18 protein-coding genes are annotated in these 19457 nt (G+C 55.8%); 16 read left to right on the forward strand and 2 right to left on the reverse strand.

The genetic code is table 11. The features are described 5' to 3' along the window. The first annotated feature begins 1 nt into the window (after position 1). The 14 genes from E0765_RS10495 to E0765_RS10560 are packed head-to-tail and all read left to right on the forward strand — an operon-like array spanning position 2 to position 15126. Complete coding sequence (locus E0765_RS10495; RefSeq protein ID WP_368666184.1) at positions 2-247, forward strand: ferrous iron transport protein A; 246 nt, start codon at positions 2-4, stop codon at positions 245-247. Next, a complete protein-coding gene (feoB, locus tag E0765_RS10500; protein ID WP_132813175.1) occupies positions 237-2348 on the forward strand; it encodes a ferrous iron transport protein B in 2112 nt (703 codons plus the stop codon). The genes E0765_RS10495 and feoB overlap by 11 nt, the downstream gene beginning before the upstream one ends. A 35-nt stretch (positions 2349-2383) precedes the next feature. Then, the gene (locus tag E0765_RS10505; protein WP_132813176.1) at positions 2384-3052 is read left to right on the forward strand and encodes a response regulator transcription factor; all 669 of its coding nucleotides are present in this window, start codon (positions 2384-2386) and stop codon (positions 3050-3052) included. Further along, entirely contained in the window at positions 3052-4353 is a 1302-nt protein-coding gene (locus tag E0765_RS10510; RefSeq protein ID WP_132813177.1) for an ArsS family sensor histidine kinase, read from the forward strand. The genes E0765_RS10505 and E0765_RS10510 overlap by 1 nt, the downstream gene beginning before the upstream one ends. Positions 4354-4361: 8 nt before the next feature. Beyond that, a complete protein-coding gene (surE, locus tag E0765_RS10515) occupies positions 4362-5135 on the forward strand; it encodes a 5'/3'-nucleotidase SurE (RefSeq protein ID WP_132813178.1) in 774 nt (257 codons plus the stop codon). Then, positions 5132-5770: a ThiF family adenylyltransferase gene (locus E0765_RS10520; RefSeq protein ID WP_132813179.1), complete on the forward strand. Its 639-nt coding sequence runs from the start codon at positions 5132-5134 to the stop codon at positions 5768-5770. Before surE ends, E0765_RS10520 begins: the two co-directional genes overlap by 4 nt. Before the next feature lie 35 nt (positions 5771-5805). Continuing rightward, positions 5806-7563: a GGDEF domain-containing protein gene (locus E0765_RS10525; protein WP_132813180.1), complete on the forward strand. Its 1758-nt coding sequence runs from the start codon at positions 5806-5808 to the stop codon at positions 7561-7563. A 46-nt stretch (positions 7564-7609) separates the two neighbouring features. Next, the gene (greA, locus tag E0765_RS10530) at positions 7610-8107 is read left to right on the forward strand and encodes a transcription elongation factor GreA (RefSeq protein ID WP_132813181.1); all 498 of its coding nucleotides are present in this window, start codon (positions 7610-7612) and stop codon (positions 8105-8107) included. Next, a complete protein-coding gene (gene argC, locus E0765_RS10535) occupies positions 8094-9107 on the forward strand; it encodes an N-acetyl-gamma-glutamyl-phosphate reductase (protein WP_132813182.1) in 1014 nt (337 codons plus the stop codon). The genes greA and argC overlap by 14 nt, the downstream gene beginning before the upstream one ends. Next, positions 9097-9840 carry a metallophosphoesterase gene (locus E0765_RS10540; RefSeq protein WP_132813183.1) on the forward strand — a complete coding sequence of 248 codons (744 nt, stop codon included), beginning with the start codon at positions 9097-9099 and terminating at the stop codon, positions 9838-9840. Before argC ends, E0765_RS10540 begins: the two co-directional genes overlap by 11 nt. Next, entirely contained in the window at positions 9840-10781 is a 942-nt protein-coding gene (locus E0765_RS10545; RefSeq protein WP_132813263.1) for a chemotaxis protein, read from the forward strand. Before E0765_RS10540 ends, E0765_RS10545 begins: the two co-directional genes overlap by 1 nt. 11 nt (positions 10782-10792) lie before the next feature. Then, positions 10793-13300 (forward strand): chemotaxis protein CheW, encoded by a 2508-nt coding sequence (locus E0765_RS10550; RefSeq protein WP_132813184.1) that lies wholly within the window; start codon positions 10793-10795, stop codon positions 13298-13300. A gap of 2 nt (positions 13301-13302) precedes the next feature. Next, positions 13303-13797, forward strand: a complete 495-nt coding sequence (locus tag E0765_RS10555; RefSeq protein WP_132813185.1) for a chemotaxis protein CheW — start codon at positions 13303-13305, stop codon at positions 13795-13797. A 21-nt stretch (positions 13798-13818) separates the two neighbouring features. Next, positions 13819-15126 (forward strand): aminopeptidase P N-terminal domain-containing protein, encoded by a 1308-nt coding sequence (locus E0765_RS10560; protein WP_132813186.1) that lies wholly within the window; start codon positions 13819-13821, stop codon positions 15124-15126. Here the strand turns inward: E0765_RS10560 and E0765_RS10565 are convergent. Beyond that, on the reverse strand, positions 15117-15545 hold the full coding sequence (locus E0765_RS10565; protein WP_132813187.1) for a hypothetical protein: 429 nt from the start codon (positions 15543-15545) through the stop codon (positions 15117-15119). The two genes, E0765_RS10560 and E0765_RS10565, sit on opposite strands and share 10 nt — an antisense overlap. Next, positions 15545-16030 (reverse strand): hypothetical protein, encoded by a 486-nt coding sequence (locus tag E0765_RS10570; RefSeq protein WP_132813188.1) that lies wholly within the window; start codon positions 16028-16030, stop codon positions 15545-15547. The genes E0765_RS10565 and E0765_RS10570 overlap by 1 nt, the downstream gene beginning before the upstream one ends. Positions 16031-16103: 73 nt before the next feature. On the opposite strand from E0765_RS10570, the gene E0765_RS10575 reads away from it, so the two are divergent. Continuing rightward, positions 16104-16802 carry a DUF445 domain-containing protein gene (locus tag E0765_RS10575; RefSeq protein ID WP_132813189.1) on the forward strand — a complete coding sequence of 233 codons (699 nt, stop codon included), beginning with the start codon at positions 16104-16106 and terminating at the stop codon, positions 16800-16802. Positions 16803-16879: 77 nt separating this feature from the next. Continuing rightward, on the forward strand, positions 16880-19456 hold the full coding sequence (locus E0765_RS10580; protein WP_132813190.1) for an ATP-dependent Clp protease ATP-binding subunit: 2577 nt from the start codon (positions 16880-16882) through the stop codon (positions 19454-19456). Position 19457: the final 1 nt, after the last annotated feature.

The raw sequence follows: 19457 nt of genomic DNA on the forward strand, positions 1-19457 counted from the left end.
TGTGAATGGGGAAACGATGACACTGCTGAGTGCATGCACCAAGGGGGGGACCGCAACGGTCGTCAAAGTCAACGCGACAGGGGCTCTGAAACAGCGCCTGCTGTCGTTTGGGCTGATGAAGGGGGCGGAAGTGAAGATGCTTGAATGCGCTCCCGCGAAAAGTACGTTCGAAATAAAAATAGGGAATGTCTCCCTCGCCCTGCGCCGCGAGGAAGCCGAACTGATCGAGGTGAGTGATGTCCGCTGATAAAATTACCATCGCCCTCGTCGGTCAGCCCAATGTCGGCAAAAGCATGCTCATCAACTCGATCGGGAACGCCCGGCTGCACGTCGGGAATTTCACCGGGGTGACGGTCGAGAAAACCGAAGTCGAGTTTGAATACGCGGGGTACAATTTCAACGTCGTCGATCTTCCCGGAACGTACGCGTTTACCGATTACTCGATCGAAGAGAGGGTAACGCACGACTATTTATGCAACGAACGTTACGACATGATCATCAACGTCCTCGATTCGACCAACATGGAGAAAAATCTCCAGTTGACTGCGGAACTGATGACCATGAACAAAAAGATGGTGATCGCGCTCAACATGAGCGACGAAGCCGACCGTGAAGGGATCGAGATCAATGCCGCGTATCTTTCGCAGCTGCTGGGGATCCCCTGCGTCCGTGTTTCCGCTGCGGCCAAAACGGGGCTCGAAGAGCTCATGGCCCGCGTCATCGAGGTGTATAACGCCCCGACGCAGGAAGCCAAACTGATTTTCAGCGAAGCGGTCGAAGAGGAGATCAAGGTGATCGCCGATTATCTCGACCGCCACCGTTTCAAGGCATCGATCAGTAATCGCAACATCGCGATCAACCTGCTGCAAAAAGAGAAAAAGACCTATCGCACCCTGCACGACAATCCGATCTGGACCGAATTGCAGCCGATGCTGATCGAAGCCGACCGCCATATTCTGCTGCACCACGATACCGACGACATGAAAGAGGCTTTGGCCGAGGAATATCTCTCGTTCAATCGCGGCGTGATCGCCGAAGCGGTCAAAGTCAAACCCAAAGCGCCGGAGAAAAAAACGACGACCGAAAAGATCGACAGCGTCCTGATCCATCCCGTTTTCGGGATACCCATTTTTCTGTTCTTCATGTGGGGGCTGTTTCAGCTGACGTTTGAGCTCGGAAGCATTCCGATGGACTGGATCGATGCGTTTTTCGTCTGGTTCGGCGAAGCGGTCGGCGGTACGATCGCCAACGAGGAGATCCGTTCGCTGGTCGTCGACGGGGTGATCGCGGGGGTCGGGGCCGTCGTCTTGTTTATCCCCAACATCGTGATCCTCTTTATCGGGATCGCGCTGCTCGAATCGACGGGGTACATGTCGCGCGTCGCTTTTTTGCTGGACGGTTTTTTCCACAAATTCGGTCTTCACGGCCAGTCGTTCATTCCGCTTGTGACGGGATTCGGATGCTCCATCCCCGCCTACATGTCGGCGCGGATTCTCAAAAACGACCGGGACCGCCTGTTGACGCTGTTCGTCATCGGTTTCATGAGCTGCGGGGCGCGCCTTCCCGTTTACGTCCTCTTTACGGGGGCTTTTTTCGGCCCCGAGATGGCCGGGAACGTTTTGTTCGGCATCTATATCCTCGGTGCCATCATCGGCCTCATCGCGGCGAAAGTGCTTAAAATGACGGCATTCAAAGGATCGGATGAGCCCTTTGTCATGGAGATGCCCAAATACCGGCTCCCCTCGGCGAAGCTGATCTGGCATACGGTTCTGACCAAGACGATGATGTATCTTAAAAAGGCGGGGACGTTCATCGCCGCGGCGTCGATGCTGGTATGGTTTTTGAGCACCTATCCCAAAGACGCTTCGCTCGAATCGCTTTATGCCGCGAAAATCGCGACCGCCGCATCGGCCCAGGAGGCTGCGATGCTCGAAAACAGGCTCTCCGAAGAGCAGCTTGAGCAGAGTTTCCTGGGGATGATCGGCCACGCGATCGAACCCGCATTCGCGCCGCTGGGATTTGACTGGAAAATGGCGGTAGCGCTTCAGACGGGTCTGGCGGCCAAAGAGGTGGTTGTTTCGACCCTGGGCGTGTTGTATTCGCTCGGTGCCGATACGAGCGAATCGGACAACTCGCTGATGAGTGCCATCAGCCAGCATATCCCGTTTGCTTCGGCGGTGGCGTTTGTCGTCGTCATCATGACCTATCTCCCCTGCCTTGCGGCATCGGTCGTTTTCACCCGCGAAGCGGGAGGGATCAAATATTTCGGCTATCTTTTCCTCTTTACGACGATCGTGGCCTATGCGCTGGCCTTTATCGCCTACCATGTCGCGCTGATGGCGGGTTAGTTTTTGATTAACCCTCGCTGCGCTACAATAGCGCCATGAGTAACGTAAAAATATTAATGATTGAAGACGATCTCGAACTTGCCGAGATCCTCACCGAATTTCTCGAACAGTTCGATTTCCAGGTGGTTACGGAGGACGATCCGTTCAAGGCGCTGAGCATTTTGAAGCTCGAAAAATTCGACGTCGTGATTTTGGACCTGACGCTGCCGGGGATGGACGGTCTGGAAGTGTGCGAAGCGATCCGCGAACGCCAGAACATCCCCATCATTATCTCCTCGGCCCGTTCTGATGTCACCGACAAAATCAACGCCCTCGAACTGGGGGCGGACGACTACCTCCCCAAACCTTACGACCCCAGAGAACTCGAAGCGCGCATCCATTCGGTACTCCGCCGCTACGACGCGAATGCGGCTCTGGCTACCGAGAATGCCTGCGATTTCAAGCTCAATGAAGAAGCGATGCAGATCAGCTATAAAAACCGCCCGCTCGATCTGACCAACGCCGAGTACGGCATCCTTTCGTACATGATCAAAAAACAGGGGATGGTCGTCTCGCGCGAAGACCTGATCCACAACGTGAGCGCCATCAATGAGGACTCGTCGAATAAAAGCATCGACGTCATGGTGGGGCGGATCCGCAACAAACTCGGGGACAAAAGCCTGATCGAATCGATCCGGGGGATCGGCTACAAGCTGCTCAAATAATGCTCAAAAACAACGCCGTTCTCGTAACCGTCGTCTTTGCGCTCACCGTGACCGTCGCGAGCGTGAGTTCGACGTTTTACCAGCTCTATCTTTCCAACCGCGCCAAGCACATCGACAATATTTTTACCAAACACTCCCTCATCAGCCAGATTTACCATACCTATCTCATCAAACAGATATCCCAGCCGATGTTCGAAGCCAACCTCGCGCTCTATTCGCTCGAAGAGGTTACTGATCCGCGCCAGTACGAGATCATCATCCGTCACGGCACGATCCTCAAAACCGACGGTACCCCCGACCCGACGCTGCAGGACGTCGCGCCGCTGGAACTGAGTTTTGAGACCGAAGCGGCGCAGCCGATCGTCATTTCGATGATCGAATACCGCGGGCACATCTATTTCTGGGTCGAGTCGGCCCGCCATACCCTGCTGCTCGAAGATCAAAGCGTTCAGGCCTACCAGCCTGTAACCCTTGTTTCGGCGTACGGGACGATCATGGCGATCCTGGCCGTCTCGTTCGGCCTCATTATTTACCGGCTCCGCCCCCTGCGCCGTCTTCGAAAACAGATCGCCCGCTTTGGGGAGGGGGATATGGGGGTCAGCTTCCGGATGCAGGGCAGCGACGAAATCGCCCTGATCGCCAATGAGCTCGAAAACACCCAGAACAAAATCCGCTCCCTCATTGATTCGCGGACGCTGTTTCTGCGCAACATCATGCACGAGCTCAAAACTCCCATCGCCAAGGGGCGGATCGCCGCGACGATGCTCTCGGACGAAAAACCGCGACAGCGCTTTCAGGGGATTTTCGAGCGGCTTGAGTCGCTGATCGGGGAATTCGCCCTGATCGAAGAGATCACCTCGGGGAATCAGCATCTTGAGAAAAAAGAATACCGTCTCATCGACGTCATCGACGGTGCGGTAGATGCGGCCATGGCCGATCCCGATACCGTTCAGACAACCCTTGACGCGTCGGTGAAAATCGATGCGGATTACCAGCTTTTCGTCACGGCGGTTAAAAACCTGATCGACAACGCGATCAAATATTCCCCCGACAAAACGGTCCGGATCACGATGGAGGGGGAGGAGATCGTCTTTTCCAACCGTGGGGAAGCATTGAAAAATCCCCTCTCCTATTACATCGAGCCGTTTACCAAAGACCATCCGACCAAAGACAGCTTCGGCCTTGGGCTCTACATCGTCGACGCGATCCTCAAAGAACACGATTGCGTTCTGGCGTATGAACGGCGGGGAGATCTCAACTGCTTCATCATCGTCCCGCTCAAACCGACCAAAAGGAAATAACCGACCGCATGAAAGAGATACTGATTACCAACGATGACGGATACGAATCGCCGGGGCTGCTGGCCCTCGTTGAAGCGCTGGAGGGGTTGGGACGCGTCACCGTCGTCGCACCGACGACCGAAAAAAGCGCCTGCGGACATTCGCTCACCCTGACGCGGCCGCTGAGTTTCATCAGCGTCGGCGACGATTTTTACAAACTTGACGACGGGACTCCCAGCGACTGCGTCTACCTGGCGTTTCACTCGATGTTCGAGGACCGCAAGCCCGATCTCGTGATCAGCGGGATTAACAAGGGTTCCAACATGGGGGAAGACATCACCTATTCGGGGACGTGTGCCGGGGCGATGGAAGCGGTGCTTCACGGAGTCCCATCGATTGCCGTATCGCAAGTGATGGATTTTACCCAGCCAATGGGGGATTTCGCACTGGCCAAACGGGCGGTGCGCCATCTCGCCCAAAAAGTGCTCGAAGGGGAATTCCCCCTCGGCGAGCGCGAATTTTTGAACGTCAACATCCCCTACGACACCGAAGAGCTCACTTTTGCCGTTACCTATGCGGGATACCGCTATTACGCCAACGACGCCCACCTTCACCGTAACCCGCGCGGGCTTGAGTATTACTGGCTGGGACTTCATCCGCTTGAGTTCAAAGCGCGACCCGAACGTCTGGAACACGGACTGTGTGATTTCGAGGCGATCGAGAAGGGGATGGTTTCGGTCAGCCCCATCAAGCTGGATATGACCTCCTACGATACCCTCCATAAACTGCGGGAGTGGTTGTGAGACACGTCCGCACAAAACTCGTTTTCGGCGAAGAGGCGTTCGGCAGGCTCCAAAACGCGCGTATTCTCCTTCTCGGCGTCGGCGGGGTCGGCAGCTTCTGCCTCGATTGCCTCTACCGCAGCGGAGTGCGCGACATCACGATCGTCGATTTCGACCGCTACGACCTCTCCAACCAGAACCGCCAGATGCACTCTGAGACGCACGAGGGGGAACTCAAAGTCGAAGCGCTCAAAACCCACTATCCCGAAGTGAGGGCGATTGCGGAGAAAATCACCCCCGAATGGGTCGAGGCATTCGACTTCGAGCCCTTTGACCTGGTTCTTGACGCGATCGACGACATGAAAGCCAAACTCGCCGTGATCGAAAAATGCCACCCGAAACTTATCAGCTCCGTCGGGTCGGCCAAACGGCTCGATCCGACAAAAATCGAGGTACGCTCGATTTGGAAAACCGAAGGGGACCCATTCGCCGCCAAGATCCGTGCCGAACTGCGCAAGCGGAAATTTCGGGGCGATTTTAGCTGCATCTGTTCCGCAGAACTCCCCCGGATCAAGGAAAAAGGGAGCTTTGTCGGCGTGACGGGGGCATTCGGACTGGCGATGTGTTCGCTCGCACTGCGGCGGATCGGTTTGTAACCTCTTTGTGACGCGGGCGGTTTATACTCCCGCTCATGGAACCTCTACACCCCCTTTACCAGCATTATCTCCGTGTCCTGGACGTCGCGTTTCAGCCGATCGTCGATATCCATACAGGCGTGACCTTCGGCGTAGAGGCGCTGCTGCGGGGGACGGACACCCTCGGCTTCGAGAGCATCGAGGCGTTTTTCGACCGTCTTTACGAAGAGAACGTCCTCTATACGTTCGACCTGGGGTTGCGGGAAAAAGTGATCGCCAAATTCTGTACGATCGAGGGATTCGAAAACCTCAAGCTTTTTTACAACATCGACAACCGGGTGCTCGAGATGACCGATTTTTCCAAAGGGAACACGTCGCAGATCCTGCGCCGCTACGGGCTTGATCAAAAGGCGATGGTGATCGAGCTCTCCGAGCACAACGAGATTGTCGATTTCGACCACTTTACCACCCTGATGGACCACTACGCCGACGAGGGATTCTGCATCGCGATCGACGATTTCGGCACCGGCTACTCCGGTTACAAGCTTTTGTACCACTCCAGCCCCAACATCATCAAAATCGACCGTTTTTTTCTCGGTTCCATCGACAAAGACCCCAAAAAAAAACTGCTGGCCCGCCACATGGTAAAACTGGCCACTTTGACCGGATGCAGCGTGATCGCCGAGGGGATCGAAAACGAGCGGGAGCTGCTCGTGTGCAAGGAGATCGGATGTCACAGGGTGCAGGGGTATTTTATCCAGCGGCCGACGCTGGAATGCTCCGCACTATCGGGTACCTATCCGCATGTCGGCGGTGATGTTCTGCCTGACAAACGGAGCCGCCGCGACCGTTCGATTCTTCTCAAACGGCTTGAATACCTCAAACCGATCGTGATCGGCGAGAGTATGGAATCGCTCCTTGATTTACTCAAGGCCCAGGAGGAGATGTTCCTTGTCCCCGTCGTCGACGTGGCGCATGTGCCGATGGGGATCATCCACGAACACCGTCTCAAATCGGTCATCTATTCCCCTTACGGGAGGTCGCTGATCCAGAACCGTTCATCGAATCTTTCGGTTCTTGAAACCTATATCGAACCCGTTCCGGTCATTGACGCCGCGACGCCTCTGGAGATGATCGTGGAACTCTTTTCCCAGTCCCAGAACGCCCCGGGAGTGCTCATCACCGAAGGATCGCGTTACATCGGTTATCTGAGCGCCCGGGACATGATCGACGTCATCCACGAGCGCAACCTGATGCGCGCCCGTGACGAGAACCCGCTGACCAGACTGCCGGGCAATTTCATGATCGACGGCTATATTTCGCGTATTTTCGAGACGGGCGAAGCGTGTGCGGTGTGTTATTTCGATTTTAACCATTTCAAGCCCTACAACGACCATTACGGGTTTCGTAACGGGGACAGGGTGATTTTGCTGTTTGCCGAGCTGATGCACAAGGTATTCTCCCCGGAATATTTCAAGGGGCACATCGGGGGGGACGATTTTTTCGCCGGGGTGACGCTCGGTGATGCCCGCACGTTCGAGAGCGTCTGCACCGAAGTCGAAGCGTTGATCGCACGGTTTACCGAAGAGGTGCGCAATTTTTACGACGCGCCCGACCGCGAGCGCGGATGCATCGTCGCCGAAGACCGTGACGGCAACCGGTGCGAATTCAAGCTGCTGGGGGTGAGCGCGGTCGTTGTCTATCTGGGGGAAGGCTCGTCCATTGTTTCTGCCGACCAGTTGCAAAAAAGTTTTGCGGTCGAGAAAAAAACCGCCAAAAAAGCGCCGAATAACCTGCGCATCATCAATAACTGACCCGGCTGCTGGTATAATAGGGGATTAACTTTTACCGGAGAATACCGTGGAGCAAAAAGAACCCATGACCAAATACGGGTTTCAGCGCCTTTCCGATGAGCTGAACACCCTCAAAACGATCGATCTGCCGGCCGTAAACGCCGAAATCGAGCGGGCCAAAGAATACGGCGATCTGAAAGAAAATTCCGAGTACCACGCCGCCCGTGAAAAACAGGCTTTCATCGGCAACCGCATCGCCGAACTCGGAGACGTCATTTCCCGCGCGCAGATCGTCGACCCGAGCGAGCTTGAACACGCCCGCGTCAGCTTCGGCTCGACCGTCGTGCTGTGTGACCTGGCGAGCGACGAAGAGGTGACCTACACGATCGTCGGGGGGTGCGAAAGCAACCCCGATATGGGGCTGATCTCGTTCAATTCGCCCCTGGCCAAGGCGCTCCTTGGGCGCGAAGAGGGGGATGAATTCAGTGCCCGCCTCCCCGGCGGCGAAAAAACGTTCGAAGTGGTCGAAGTGAAATATCAGGAGATCGTATTTGAGTGCCGTTAACGTAGGGATTATCGGCGTCAGCGGATACACGGGGGTCGAACTCGTTAAAATGGTGATCGCCCATCCGGTGTTCCAGCTCGTCTACTGTGCCAATACCGAAGGCGCGACGGCTTTGGACGAACTCCATCCCGCACTGGCGGGAGTATGCAATCTTCCCGTCGAAAAAGTCGATCTCGATCGCGCCGCGACCGCATGCGAGCTGGTATTCCTCGCGCTGCCGCACAAAACCGCGATGCAGACTGCCAAAGGGCTACTCGAACGCGGGGTCAAGGTGGTCGATCTCTCCGCCGACTATCGCCTCAGTGCCGAAAATTACGAAGCGTTTTACTGCGAACACGAAGACCGCGACAACCTTTCGCACGCCGTCTATTCGATTCCCGAACTGCACGGCAGGGCGGCCGAGGGATCGCGCCTTGTGGCCAACCCCGGCTGTCATGTCACGGCGACGCTCCTGGCGCTTGCCCCCTTTTTGCGCTACGTCGATCTCTCCGCCCCCGTTTTCGTCGATTCCAAAACCGGCGTCTCGGGTGCGGGAAAATCGCCCAGCGCGACGGTCCATTACGTGAGCGTCAACGACAACATCAACTGCTACAACATCATTAAGCACCGCCATTCGGCCGAAATCGAACAGCACGCCTCCGCCTTGTGCGGCGATGAGGTTAAAGTGACCTTCGTCCCTTCGCTGGTGCCCATGACGCGGGGGATGCTCGCCTGCGTCTATGCGACCCTCACGCAAGAGTGCGATCCGCTCGCGGTAATGCACGAGTATTACGCCGCCAGAGCGTTTGTGCGGGTCCGAAATGCCCCGCCGCATACGAAGATGACGGCGGGAACCAATTTCGCCGACGTCTACGCGACGCGTCACGGTAATGCCCTCGTCGCCATGTGCGCCATCGACAACCTGATGCGCGGCGCAAGCTCCCAGGCCCTCGTGAACGCCAACATCATGATGGGGCTCGACGAAACGCTGGGCATTCCCAAAATTGCGTATGTCCCCTGATACCCTCCGTGAGGGCGCGATCCTGATCGCGGATGCCCACTGCGCCCCGTGGCGTACCCCCTTTTACGACTTCCTGCAGGCCCTCGATTCGGGGGAGATAAAGGCCCCCCAGCTGATTTTGATGGGGGATGTGTTCGACCTCCTTTTCGGCCCCGTCGAAGCGACCTGCCGTCTCAATGCCGACGCGGTGGCTCTCCTGAACCGTGTTTCCGAAAAAATCGACGTCGTCTACCTCGAAGGGAACCACGATTTCGTTTTAGCGGGGGTGTTTCCGAAAGTACGGGTGTTTTCCCGTGCGCAGCAGCCCTGGGTCGCCCGGTTCGGCGAAAAAACCGTGGCGCTCTCCCACGGCGATACACGGATGGGGACCCTGTACGAGCTTTACACGGCCCTGATCCGCTCCCCCCTGATCCTCAAAACGCTTGCGCGGATCGACCGCCTGGGGAAAGGTTTCATTGTCCGAATGCTGGAAAAGGCGATGAAGCGGAAAAACCACTGCAAAAAGATCGAAGGGTTCGAAACCCTCGTCCGACGGCGTGTGGATAAAGGGCAATACCGTGGAATCGACATCGTGATCGAGGGGCATTTCCATCAGAACAGGGTTTTTTTGCTGGAAGGAATGAGCTATGTCAACCTCGCGGCATTTGCTTGTAACGAAAGATACTTTAGTGTACAATCCTCGCAAAATCAGCCGCTATTGCATGAAGCAGTTTTTCGCAAGGAGCCCCTATGATGGGACATGGAGATATCTTAAAAGTCGGCTCGAACGAGATGGAACTGGTCGACTTCCGTATATTCAAGCGTGAAGGCGATGAGATCTACGAAGGGATTTACGGGGTGAACGTCGCCAAAGTGCGCGAGATCATCCGTTTCCCGAAACTGACCGAGCTTCCGGGCGTTCCGCCGTTCGTAGAAGGGATTTTCGACCTTCGCGGCGTCGTGATCCCGGTCGTGAATCTCGCCAAGTGGATGGGGGTCGAATCGTCCGAAGAGATGGACAAGAACGCCCGCGTCATTATTGCCGAATTCAACAACATCCTGATCGGGTTCGTCGTTCACGAGGCCAAACGGATCCGCCGCATCAACTGGAAAGACATCGAGCCCGCTTCGTTCGTTTCCAACCAGGGAGGCCTAGACGGCTCAAAAGTAACGGGGGTCACCCGCATCGAAGACGATGCGGTACTCCTCATCCTCGACCTCGAAGGAGTCGTTCAGGAACTGGGGCTGTATCAGCCCTCCAGCGGGACGCTCGAAGAGGGGAAATACAACTTTTCGGGTTACGTGCTGCTTCTTGACGACAGCGGTACGGCACGGCGGATCATCAAGGACGCGCTGGAACAGATGGGATTCGACGTCATCGAAGCGACCGACGGGGAGCAGGGGCTTAAGATCCTCGAGGACCTGTACGACAAGCACGGGGAATCTCTCCCTTCGAAACTCCGCCTGATCGCTTCGGACATCGAGATGCCGCTGATGGACGGATTCCATTTCGCCGCCAAGGTAAAATCGGATAACCGTTTCAAAATGATCCCGATCGTGTTCAACTCCTCGATCAGCGACCATTTCAGCGAGATTCGCGGAAAAGAGGCCGGGGGGGAAGCCTACCTGGTCAAATTCGATTCCAATTTATTTTACGATGAAGTAGCCCGCGTCGTGCGTGCACATATTCAATAGGGGTGTATGGTATGGATGAATTTCAAGAGATATTGCAGGACTTTTTGGTCGAATCGTTCGAACTGATCGAACAGCTTGACCAGGACCTTGTGGAACTGGAGTCACGGCCCGACGACCTCGATCTGCTCAACCGTATTTTCCGGGTCGCCCATACGATCAAGGGGGCGAGTTCATTTCTGAATTTTGACGTTTTGACCCATTTGACCCATCACATGGAGAATATTCTCAACCTGGCGCGTCACGGGGATCTCGTTATCGATCCCGACGTTATGGACGTTATTCTCGAATCGATCGATTTGATGAAAGCCCTGTTGGTGCAGATCCGCGATACGGGCGTAGACGGCGGGCTCGACGTCAGCGCGTGCGTCGTCCGTCTTGACGCCGCGGCCAGCGGGAACCCGATCGCCGCTTCCGAAGCGCCGGCCGCTCCCGTGCAGAGTGAACCGGAACCCGCCCCTGCGGCGAGTAGCGCCGAAGAACCCGATTACAGCGGTATGAGCGATGCAGAGGTCGAAGCCGAGATCGAACGGCTCCTCGCACAGCGCCAGGCCGAAGACGCCGCGAAACGCGCCGCCAAACAATCCGAAGGGGGCGACGCGGAAGAGGAACCCGATTACAGCGGTATGAGTGACGCAGAGGTCGAAGCCGAGATCGAGCGGCTCCTGGCGAAACGTCAGGCCGAAGACGCCGCCAAACGGGCGCAAAAAGGTTCTTCCGCCGAACCCGAAAACGAACCCGAAGCACCTGCTCCGGCCGCCGCTCCCGTCCCGACGCCGCAACCTGCCGCATCTGCGGCTCCCGCCGCTCCCAAAGCCGCTCCTTCGGCTCCGGCACCGCGCCGTAGCGAAAACAAAGACGAAGGGGAAAACCGCGGAGCCGGTGCGGTCGAACAGACGATCCGTGTCGACGTCAAACGGCTTGACCACCTGATGAACCTGATCGGGGAGCTGGTTCTGGGTAAAAACCGCCTGATCAAAATCAACGACGACGTCGAAGAGCGTTACGAAGGGGAAGCGTTCCTCGAAGAACTCAACCAGGTCGTCTCGATCGTTTCACTCGTGACGACTGATCTGCAGATCGCGGTTATGAAAACGCGGATGCTTCCGATCGGAAAAGTGTTCAACAAATTCCCACGGATGATCCGCGACCTTTCCCGCGAGCTCAACAAAAAGATCGAGCTCGAAATTACGGGTGAAGAGACCGAACTGGACAAATCGATCGTCGAAGAGATCGGCGACCCGCTCGTTCACATCATCCGCAACTCGTGCGACCACGGTATCGAGACCCCCGAACTTCGTCTTGAAAGAGGGAAAAACGAAACGGGTACGATCCAGCTTAAAGCGTATCATGAAGGGAACCATATCGTCATCCAGATTATCGATGACGGTAAAGGGCTCGATCCGGAGATGCTGAAACAAAAATCGGTCGAAAAAGGGATCATTACCGAAAAAGAAGCCGATACGATGAGCGACAAAGAGGCGTACGGCCTCATCTTCCGACCGGGCTTCTCGACGGCGGCCCAGGTAACGAGCGTATCGGGACGCGGCGTGGGCATGGACGTCGTCAAGACGAACATCGAAAAACTCAACGGAATGATCGACATCGACTCCGAAGTGGGTCAGGGTACGTCGATGAAGCTGAAAATTCCTCTTACCCTCGCGATCATCCAGGCGCTGTTGGTCGGGGTGCAGGAAGAGTATTACGCGATTCCGCTCGCATCCGTCCTCGAAACGGTGCGGATCAGCAAAGACGAAATCTATACGGTTGAGAGCCGTTCGGTCATGCGTCTGCGTGACGAAGTCCTTTCGCTGGTACACATCGGCGATATCTTTGAAGTCGAGCGGGTATTTGACAACAGCGAACACGCTTACGTTGTCGTCCTGGGACTGGCGGAGAGTAAAATCGGCCTTATCGTTGATTCGCTTGTCGGTCAGGAAGAGATCGTTATCAAATCGCTGGGCGAATACCTCAAAGGGATCGAAGGGATCGCAGGTGCGACGATCCGAGGTGACGGCGGCGTGACGCTTATCGTCGACGTGGCGGCCCTGATGCAGATGGCCAAATCGGTTAAATCGACCGTAGGACAGGAGAGTGCGGAAGGTAAAGGACGCGCAGGGGCTAAAACCTCCGCCAGCGACTACTGCGTGATGATCGTCGACGATTCGAAAACCGACCGTACGATCATGCGCAAAGCGCTCGAACCGATGGGGATCACCCTGGTCGAAGCGGTTGATGGCGTCGAAGCGCTGAATGTCCTTAAACAGGGTGACCACACCTTCGACGGCATGCTGATCGACATCGAGATGCCGCGGATGGACGGGTATACGCTCGCCAGCGAGATCAAAAAATACAACAAATACAAGAATCTTCCGCTGATCGCCGTAACGTCACGTTCGGGCAAAGCCGACCGGATGCGCGGGGTTGAGTCGGGAATGGTCGAGTACATCACCAAACCGTATTCTCCGGAATACCTGATGAATGTCGTCAAACGCAATATCAAGTTTAACGAGGGGCTATAACCATGAGCGAAAAACTCCAACAGATTATCAATAAACAGCACAAAACCCTCGCCGGAGACGACGTCAAAATCGATGAAGTGATCCAACTGGTCGGCTTCATCGTGGGGGATGAAGAGTTCTCGGTACCCATTTTGAGCATCCAGGAGATCATTAAACCGATCAGCTGGACCCGCGTTCCGCAGACGCCTCCGTATATTCTTGGGGTATTCAACCTGCGCGGCTCGGTCATCCCCCTCATTGACCTGCGCTCGCGCTTCGGTCTTGAGATGATCAAACATACCGAAGAGACCCGTTTCATCGTGATGAAAAACGGTGACGACGTCGCCGGATTCGTCATCGATCGCCTCACCGAAGCGATCCGTCTCCCGAAAAAAGACGTAGGTCCCGCACCCGAAACGATTTCGGAAGAGGAGAGCCTCATCGACGGTGTCGGCAAACAGGCCGACCGGATCATCACGATCCTCAAAGTCGACAAGCTTCTGGAGAGAAATTTCTGACATTTATGGCACAATAGCGCCATGAATGAGACACACTTTTATACCCGACGACAAAACCTTCTGGAACGGATGGAGGAAGGGGTGGCGATCATCGCCGCCGCTCCCCATGCGCTCCGCTCCAACGATACCGAATACCCCTACCGTCAAAACAGCGATTTTTATTACCTCTGCGGATTGAACGAGAGCAACGCCGCCCTTGTTCTGATCAAAACCGGTATGGAGACGAAAACGCTCCTCTACGTCGAGGCATACGATGCCGAACATGCCCTTTGGAACGGAGCGAAAACGGGATTGGACGAAGCACGGAAACGCTTCCGCGTCGACGAGGTGCGCGACATTGCCGACTACCCCGAAGAGATCAAAGAACTGTTGCGCGAACACGTCAATCTTTTTATCGATCTGTTTGACGAATCGCCGTTTCTGGCGCAGGCCAAATCGGCCGCGAAAGAACTTCGCGAAACCCGTGGAGTCAAACGCCATATCCGCTCCATCCGCGACGTCACCCACCTGATCCGCACCCTCCGTTTGATAAAACAGCCCGAAGAGATCGAGACGATCCGCAAGGCGGTGGCGATAACCGCCCGGGCCCATCATGAGGCGATGCGACAATGCCGTGCCGGAATGAGGGAATATCAGCTTCAGGCGGCGATGCACTACGTCTTTTTAAATTCGGGCGCCGCCAGCGAAGCCTACGGTGCCATCGTTGCGGGAGGAAACAACGCCAACACCCTCCACTACGTCGACAACCGTGACGAATTGCGCGAGGGTGAACTCGTGCTGATCGACGCCGCGTGCGAATGGGAACTTTACGCCAGCGACATAACCCGGACGTTTCCGATCAACGGAAAATTCACCGCTCCCCAGCGGGAAGTGTACGAAAAAGTCCTCGACGTGCAGATGCGGGTCATCGAGGCGATCAGGCCGGGGGTCAAACGCGACTGGCTCCAAAAATTCAGCGAAGAGCTGCTTTGTGATGCGCTGATCGATCTGGGTATTGTGAACGGAAATCGGGACGCGCTGATCGAAGCCAAAGCGCACAAAAAATACGCGCCTCACGGAATAGGACACTGGATGGGGCTGGATGTACACGATCCGTGCCCGTACGTTGACGTTGCGGGAGAGAGTCTGGCGTTTGAAGCGGGGATGGTGATGACGATAGAGCCCGGGCTTTATTTCAGAGCCGACGATGAGAGCGTCCCCGAACGTTACCGGGGGATCGGTATCCGGATCGAAGACGATATTCTCGTCACCCAAAGCGGGCACGAGAATTTATCGGGGATGATCGCCAAAACGGTCGCGGATATCGAAGCGGCGTGCAATCAGCAGTAGCTGTAACTCCATCCGCTGAATCCCTCTTTCACCTCTTTGAATTCGGAAGAATCGCCCAGGAAATCGATCACCTGCAATGCTACCCAGGGGATCATGTTCGCTTCGGCCGGATCGAGAAGGTGCCGGGGCATCGGAGTCTCCTGCGACGTCCGTGCAAATGCCACGCGCCCGGGTTCGAATAGCAGATCGCTGGTGGCGGTGATGGCGTGTTCGGTGCAGAATTTTTCAAAGACGGCCGCCTTGATCGGTTCGGGGATCGGATCGCTTGTGTTCAGGAAAATCGTAAAATGGATCGGCAGGCGCGGGGCATCGAGCATCGAAGGGGCGGCCATGACGATGTATTCGACGTTTTGAAGGTGCGAAGTGATCTCTTCGCGCCCGAGATAGCCGTTTATTTGGAGAGGTTTGATTTCGCGCATCAGTGTTTTCCTTCGAGAATTTTGGCGATCAGAGAGGTGATCCCGATGTGGAGATTGTAGTTGGTGATCGGAAAGTCGAGCCATTCGTCTTCGAGGTTGACGCTGTAAGAGGCGAGGTATTTTCCGAGTTCTTCGAGATCAACCGGACGGTATCCTGCCGTTTGGTCCGAAGAATGTCGGGTTCGTACCAACATCCCCTCGGCGTTGCTTTTGGCGAGGGTGAACGCGAGTGTTTTGAGGCTGAGCAGATCGCACCACCTCAAAAAGAGCTCGGGGGTGAGGTCGCCGTGAGGTTTCCCCTCTGGATCGAACAAAAGCCCCTGTTCCCGAAGCGGCAGCAGGACACTGAGGATCGCGCGGACGTAAGGAAGGGTCTTTTGTTTCCACAAAGGGGCCTCGTCGCTGCGTTCGAGCGCGCTGGCAACTGCGCCCGAAATGGCTTCGAGATCATGCGATTGGAGCAGGGAGCGGATCGTCTGATACATTCGTAATACTCTCTTTTTAGCGAACTTTAGCTATTTTTGTATAATTATCGGATTAATACGAGGAGTTGCGTTCATGGATAAAGGATGGTTGACAAACGTCGTAGCCCTGGGTGTGACCGGGGCTTCCTACGCTCTGGAGGGGACGGCGGCCGAAGCGATGCGGATGGCGGGCCTGTTCGCCCTTTCGGGTGCGCTGACAAACCAGCTGGCGATTCACATGCTGTTCGAAAAAGTTCCCTATCTCTACGGATCGGGAATCATACTGGATCGTTTCGAGTCGATCCGCGGAGCGATCAAAAATCTGGTCATGGAACAGTTTTTTACCCCCGAAAAGATCGAATCGTTCGTTCGTTCGAACGAACGCAGCGTGGATCTGACCCCGATCATCGAAGCGACCGATTTTACCCCGGCGTACCATGCACTGGTGCGCAGCGTCATGGATTCCCCGCTAGGGGCGATGCTGGGAATGTTCGGCGGAGACGTAGTTATCGAAAAGCTCAAAGAACCTTTCGTCAAACGGATCAAGGCTTCGACGATCGAGATTTCGCAAAGCGAATCGTTTTTGAGGGCACTTAATACCCATTTGCACCAGGGGAGTCCCGATTTGGCGAAATCGATCGAACAGATCGTCGAAGCGCGCCTGGCCGAGCTGACCCCCGCGATGGTCAAAGAGATGCTCCACACCCTGATGAAAGAGCATCTGGGATGGCTCGTCGTCTGGGGCGGTGTTTTCGGAGGGGTGATCGGAGTACTCTCCGCGTTGATCGTCTAAAATCTTTCACGAAAGATACTTGACACAAACAGACTCAAAGTATTATAATTCCTATAACTCAACTAAAGGATTTTACCATGCAGAATATTTTTGAGAAACTGACCCACCAAATGACCGAGATGATCGAATCGTCGATCTCCCTGGCGTTACACAATAAAAACAGCGAAGTTGAACCGATCCATTTTCTCTGGGCGCTGCTGGCCAACAGCAACTCTCCCCTCAACCAGATGCTGAACAAAATGAGTATCGACAAGACGGCGATCGAACTCGACGTCAAAAGCGCGGCGGCCAAACTTCCCGCCGCGTCGCATGTCAGCAAGGAGAACATCCGCCTTTCGCGCAATTTCGCCCATTCGCTCGAAGTGAGCGCGGGAGAGATGGCCAAAAACGGAGACAGCTTCCTCGCCATCGATACCTACGTCGTCGCGAACCTTCAAAACGACCCGTTCAAAGAGATCCTGGGCAAATACGTCGATTTGCGCGAACTCGCCAAAACGTTTGAAGCGTCCCGCGCCGGACAGAAAATCGAATCCCAAACGGCGGATGAAACCCTCGAATCGCTCTCCAAATACGGGATCGACCTCACCAAAGAAGCGGTAGAAGGGAAACTCTCTCCCGTCATCGGGCGCGACGAGGAGATTTCACGGATGATGCAGATCCTTATCCGTAAAACGAAGAACAATCCTATTTTGCTGGGTGAACCGGGGGTAGGTAAAACGGCGCTCGTTGAAGGGCTGGCGCAACGGATCGTCAACAAAGAGGTTCCTCTCAGTCTCCAGAACAAAAAAGTCATCGCTCTTGATATGAGCGCCCTCATCGCAGGGGCGAAATACCGCGGCGAGTTTGAAGACCGGCTCAAAGCGGTCGTCGACGAGGTGAAAAAGAGCGCCAACGTCATCCTTTTCATCGATGAAATCCACACGATCGTAGGCGCGGGGGCCAGCGAGGGATCGATGGATGCGGCGAATATTCTTAAACCGGCGCTTGCACGGGGGGAATTGCACACCATCGGGGCGACGACGCTCAAGGAGTACCGCAAGTATTTTGAAAAAGACGCCGCGTTGCAGCGACGCTTCCAGCCGGTTCACGTCGAGGAACCCAGCGTCAACCAGTCGCTTCAGATCCTGCGGGGGCTTAAAGAGCGGCTTGAAGCCCACCACAGCGTGACGATCACCGATTCGGCCCTCGTGGCGGCAGCCAAACTCTCGGATCGTTACATCAACGACCGCTTTCTCCCGGACAAGGCGATCGACCTGATCGATGAAGCCTCAGCCGAGCTGAAGATGCAGATCGAATCGGAGCCCAACGCCCTCGCATCGGTCAAGCGTCAGCAGACCCGGTTGCAGGTCGAAAAAGAGGCGCTCAAAATGGAAGAATCGGTCGCGAATACCAAGCGGCTTGAAGAGATCGAAAAGGAACTCGCGGACGTAAGCGAGGAGCGCCGTGCCCTCGAAGCGCAGTTCGCCCATGAAAAAGAGGTGTTCGAAAAGATTTCGGGGATCAAAGCTCAGATCGAAGCCAAACGCCGCGAAGCGGAGAACGCCAAGCAATCGGCCGATTTCAACAAGGCCGCCGAGATCGAATACGGCCAGATTCCCAAACTCTTCGAAGAGGAAAAAGCGCTCCAGGAGCGTTGGAATGAGATGCAGCGTGCCGGAACGCTCCTTAAAAACAGCGTCGACGAAGCCTCGATCGCGGGAGTCGTGAGCCGCTGGACGAAGATCCCGGTCACCAAAATGCTTCAGAGCGAAAAAGAGAAGATCCTTCATATCGAAGACGAGCTCAACCGCGAGGTGGTCGGGCAGGAGCGTGCCACCCACGCCGTCGCCCGCGCTATCAAGCGTAACAAAGCGGGGCTCTCCGACAAAAGCCGCCCGATCGGATCGTTTTTGTTCCTCGGGCCTACGGGAGTCGGTAAAACACAGACGGCCAAAACGCTGGCGAAGTTTTTGTTCGACAGTTCCGAGTCGATGATCCGGATCGACATGTCCGAATACATGGAAAAGCACGCGGTGTCGCGTCTCGTCGGTGCGCCTCCGGGGTACGTCGGGTACGAGGAGGGGGGACAGCTGACCGAAGCGGTACGGCGCAAACCCTACAGCGTTATCCTGTTCGATGAGGTCGAAAAAGCGCATCCTGACGTCTTTAACGTCCTGCTGCAGGTGCTCGACGACGGGCGTTTGACGGATAACAAAGGGGTCGTCGTCGATTTCACCAACACGATCATTATCCTCACCTCCAACATCGCCAGCGATAAGATCATGGCGCATCAGGGGGACGAAAAACTCGAAGGGATGGTGCTCGATGAGCTCAAGCGCCATTTCAAGCCTGAATTTCTGAACCGTCTTGATGACGTCGTCGTCTTCAACCCGCTGGGCGAAGCGCAGATCCTCTCGATCGTCGACCTCTTCTTCGGCGAGATCGCGGCGAAGGTTGAGGAGCGCCAGATCAACCTGAGCCTCACCGACGAGGCCAAGCGCCACATCGCCGAAGCGGGATTCGACCCGGTTTACGGGGCGCGTCCGCTGAAACGGGCGTTGTACGAGATCGTCGAAGACCGACTGGCCGACCTGATCCTCGGCGGGGAGGTTGACGAGGGATCGTCGGTAACGTTCGATGCCCAAGGCGATGAGATAAAGGTGAGCGTAGCGTGAT

The sequence above is a fragment of the Sulfuricurvum sp. IAE1 genome (assembly GCF_004347735.1).
Lineage (GTDB): Bacteria > Campylobacterota > Campylobacteria > Campylobacterales > Sulfurimonadaceae > Sulfuricurvum.

What these genes read in the sequence shown, in the direction of transcription:
- feoB (WP_132813175.1), top strand. Translation starts at nt 237, where the DNA reads ATGTCCGCTGATAAAATTACCATCGCCCTCGTCGGTCAGCCCAATGTC.
- E0765_RS10505 (WP_132813176.1), top strand. Translation starts at nt 2,384, where the DNA reads ATGAGTAACGTAAAAATATTAATGATTGAAGACGATCTCGAACTTGCC.
- E0765_RS10510 (WP_132813177.1), top strand. Translation starts at nt 3,052, where the DNA reads ATGCTCAAAAACAACGCCGTTCTCGTAACCGTCGTCTTTGCGCTCACC.
- surE (WP_132813178.1), top strand. Translation starts at nt 4,362, where the DNA reads ATGAAAGAGATACTGATTACCAACGATGACGGATACGAATCGCCGGGG.
- E0765_RS10525 (WP_132813180.1), top strand. Translation starts at nt 5,806, where the DNA reads ATGGAACCTCTACACCCCCTTTACCAGCATTATCTCCGTGTCCTGGAC.
- E0765_RS10540 (WP_132813183.1), top strand. Translation starts at nt 9,097, where the DNA reads ATGTCCCCTGATACCCTCCGTGAGGGCGCGATCCTGATCGCGGATGCC.
- E0765_RS10545 (WP_132813263.1), top strand. Translation starts at nt 9,840, where the DNA reads ATGGGACATGGAGATATCTTAAAAGTCGGCTCGAACGAGATGGAACTG.
- E0765_RS10550 (WP_132813184.1), top strand. Translation starts at nt 10,793, where the DNA reads ATGGATGAATTTCAAGAGATATTGCAGGACTTTTTGGTCGAATCGTTC.
- E0765_RS10555 (WP_132813185.1), top strand. Translation starts at nt 13,303, where the DNA reads ATGAGCGAAAAACTCCAACAGATTATCAATAAACAGCACAAAACCCTC.
- E0765_RS10560 (WP_132813186.1), top strand. Translation starts at nt 13,819, where the DNA reads ATGAATGAGACACACTTTTATACCCGACGACAAAACCTTCTGGAACGG.
- E0765_RS10565 (WP_132813187.1), bottom strand. Translation starts at nt 15,545, where the DNA reads ATGCGCGAAATCAAACCTCTCCAAATAAACGGCTATCTCGGGCGCGAA.
- E0765_RS10570 (WP_132813188.1), bottom strand. Translation starts at nt 16,030, where the DNA reads ATGTATCAGACGATCCGCTCCCTGCTCCAATCGCATGATCTCGAAGCC.
- E0765_RS10575 (WP_132813189.1), top strand. Translation starts at nt 16,104, where the DNA reads ATGGATAAAGGATGGTTGACAAACGTCGTAGCCCTGGGTGTGACCGGG.
- E0765_RS10580 (WP_132813190.1), top strand. Translation starts at nt 16,880, where the DNA reads ATGCAGAATATTTTTGAGAAACTGACCCACCAAATGACCGAGATGATC.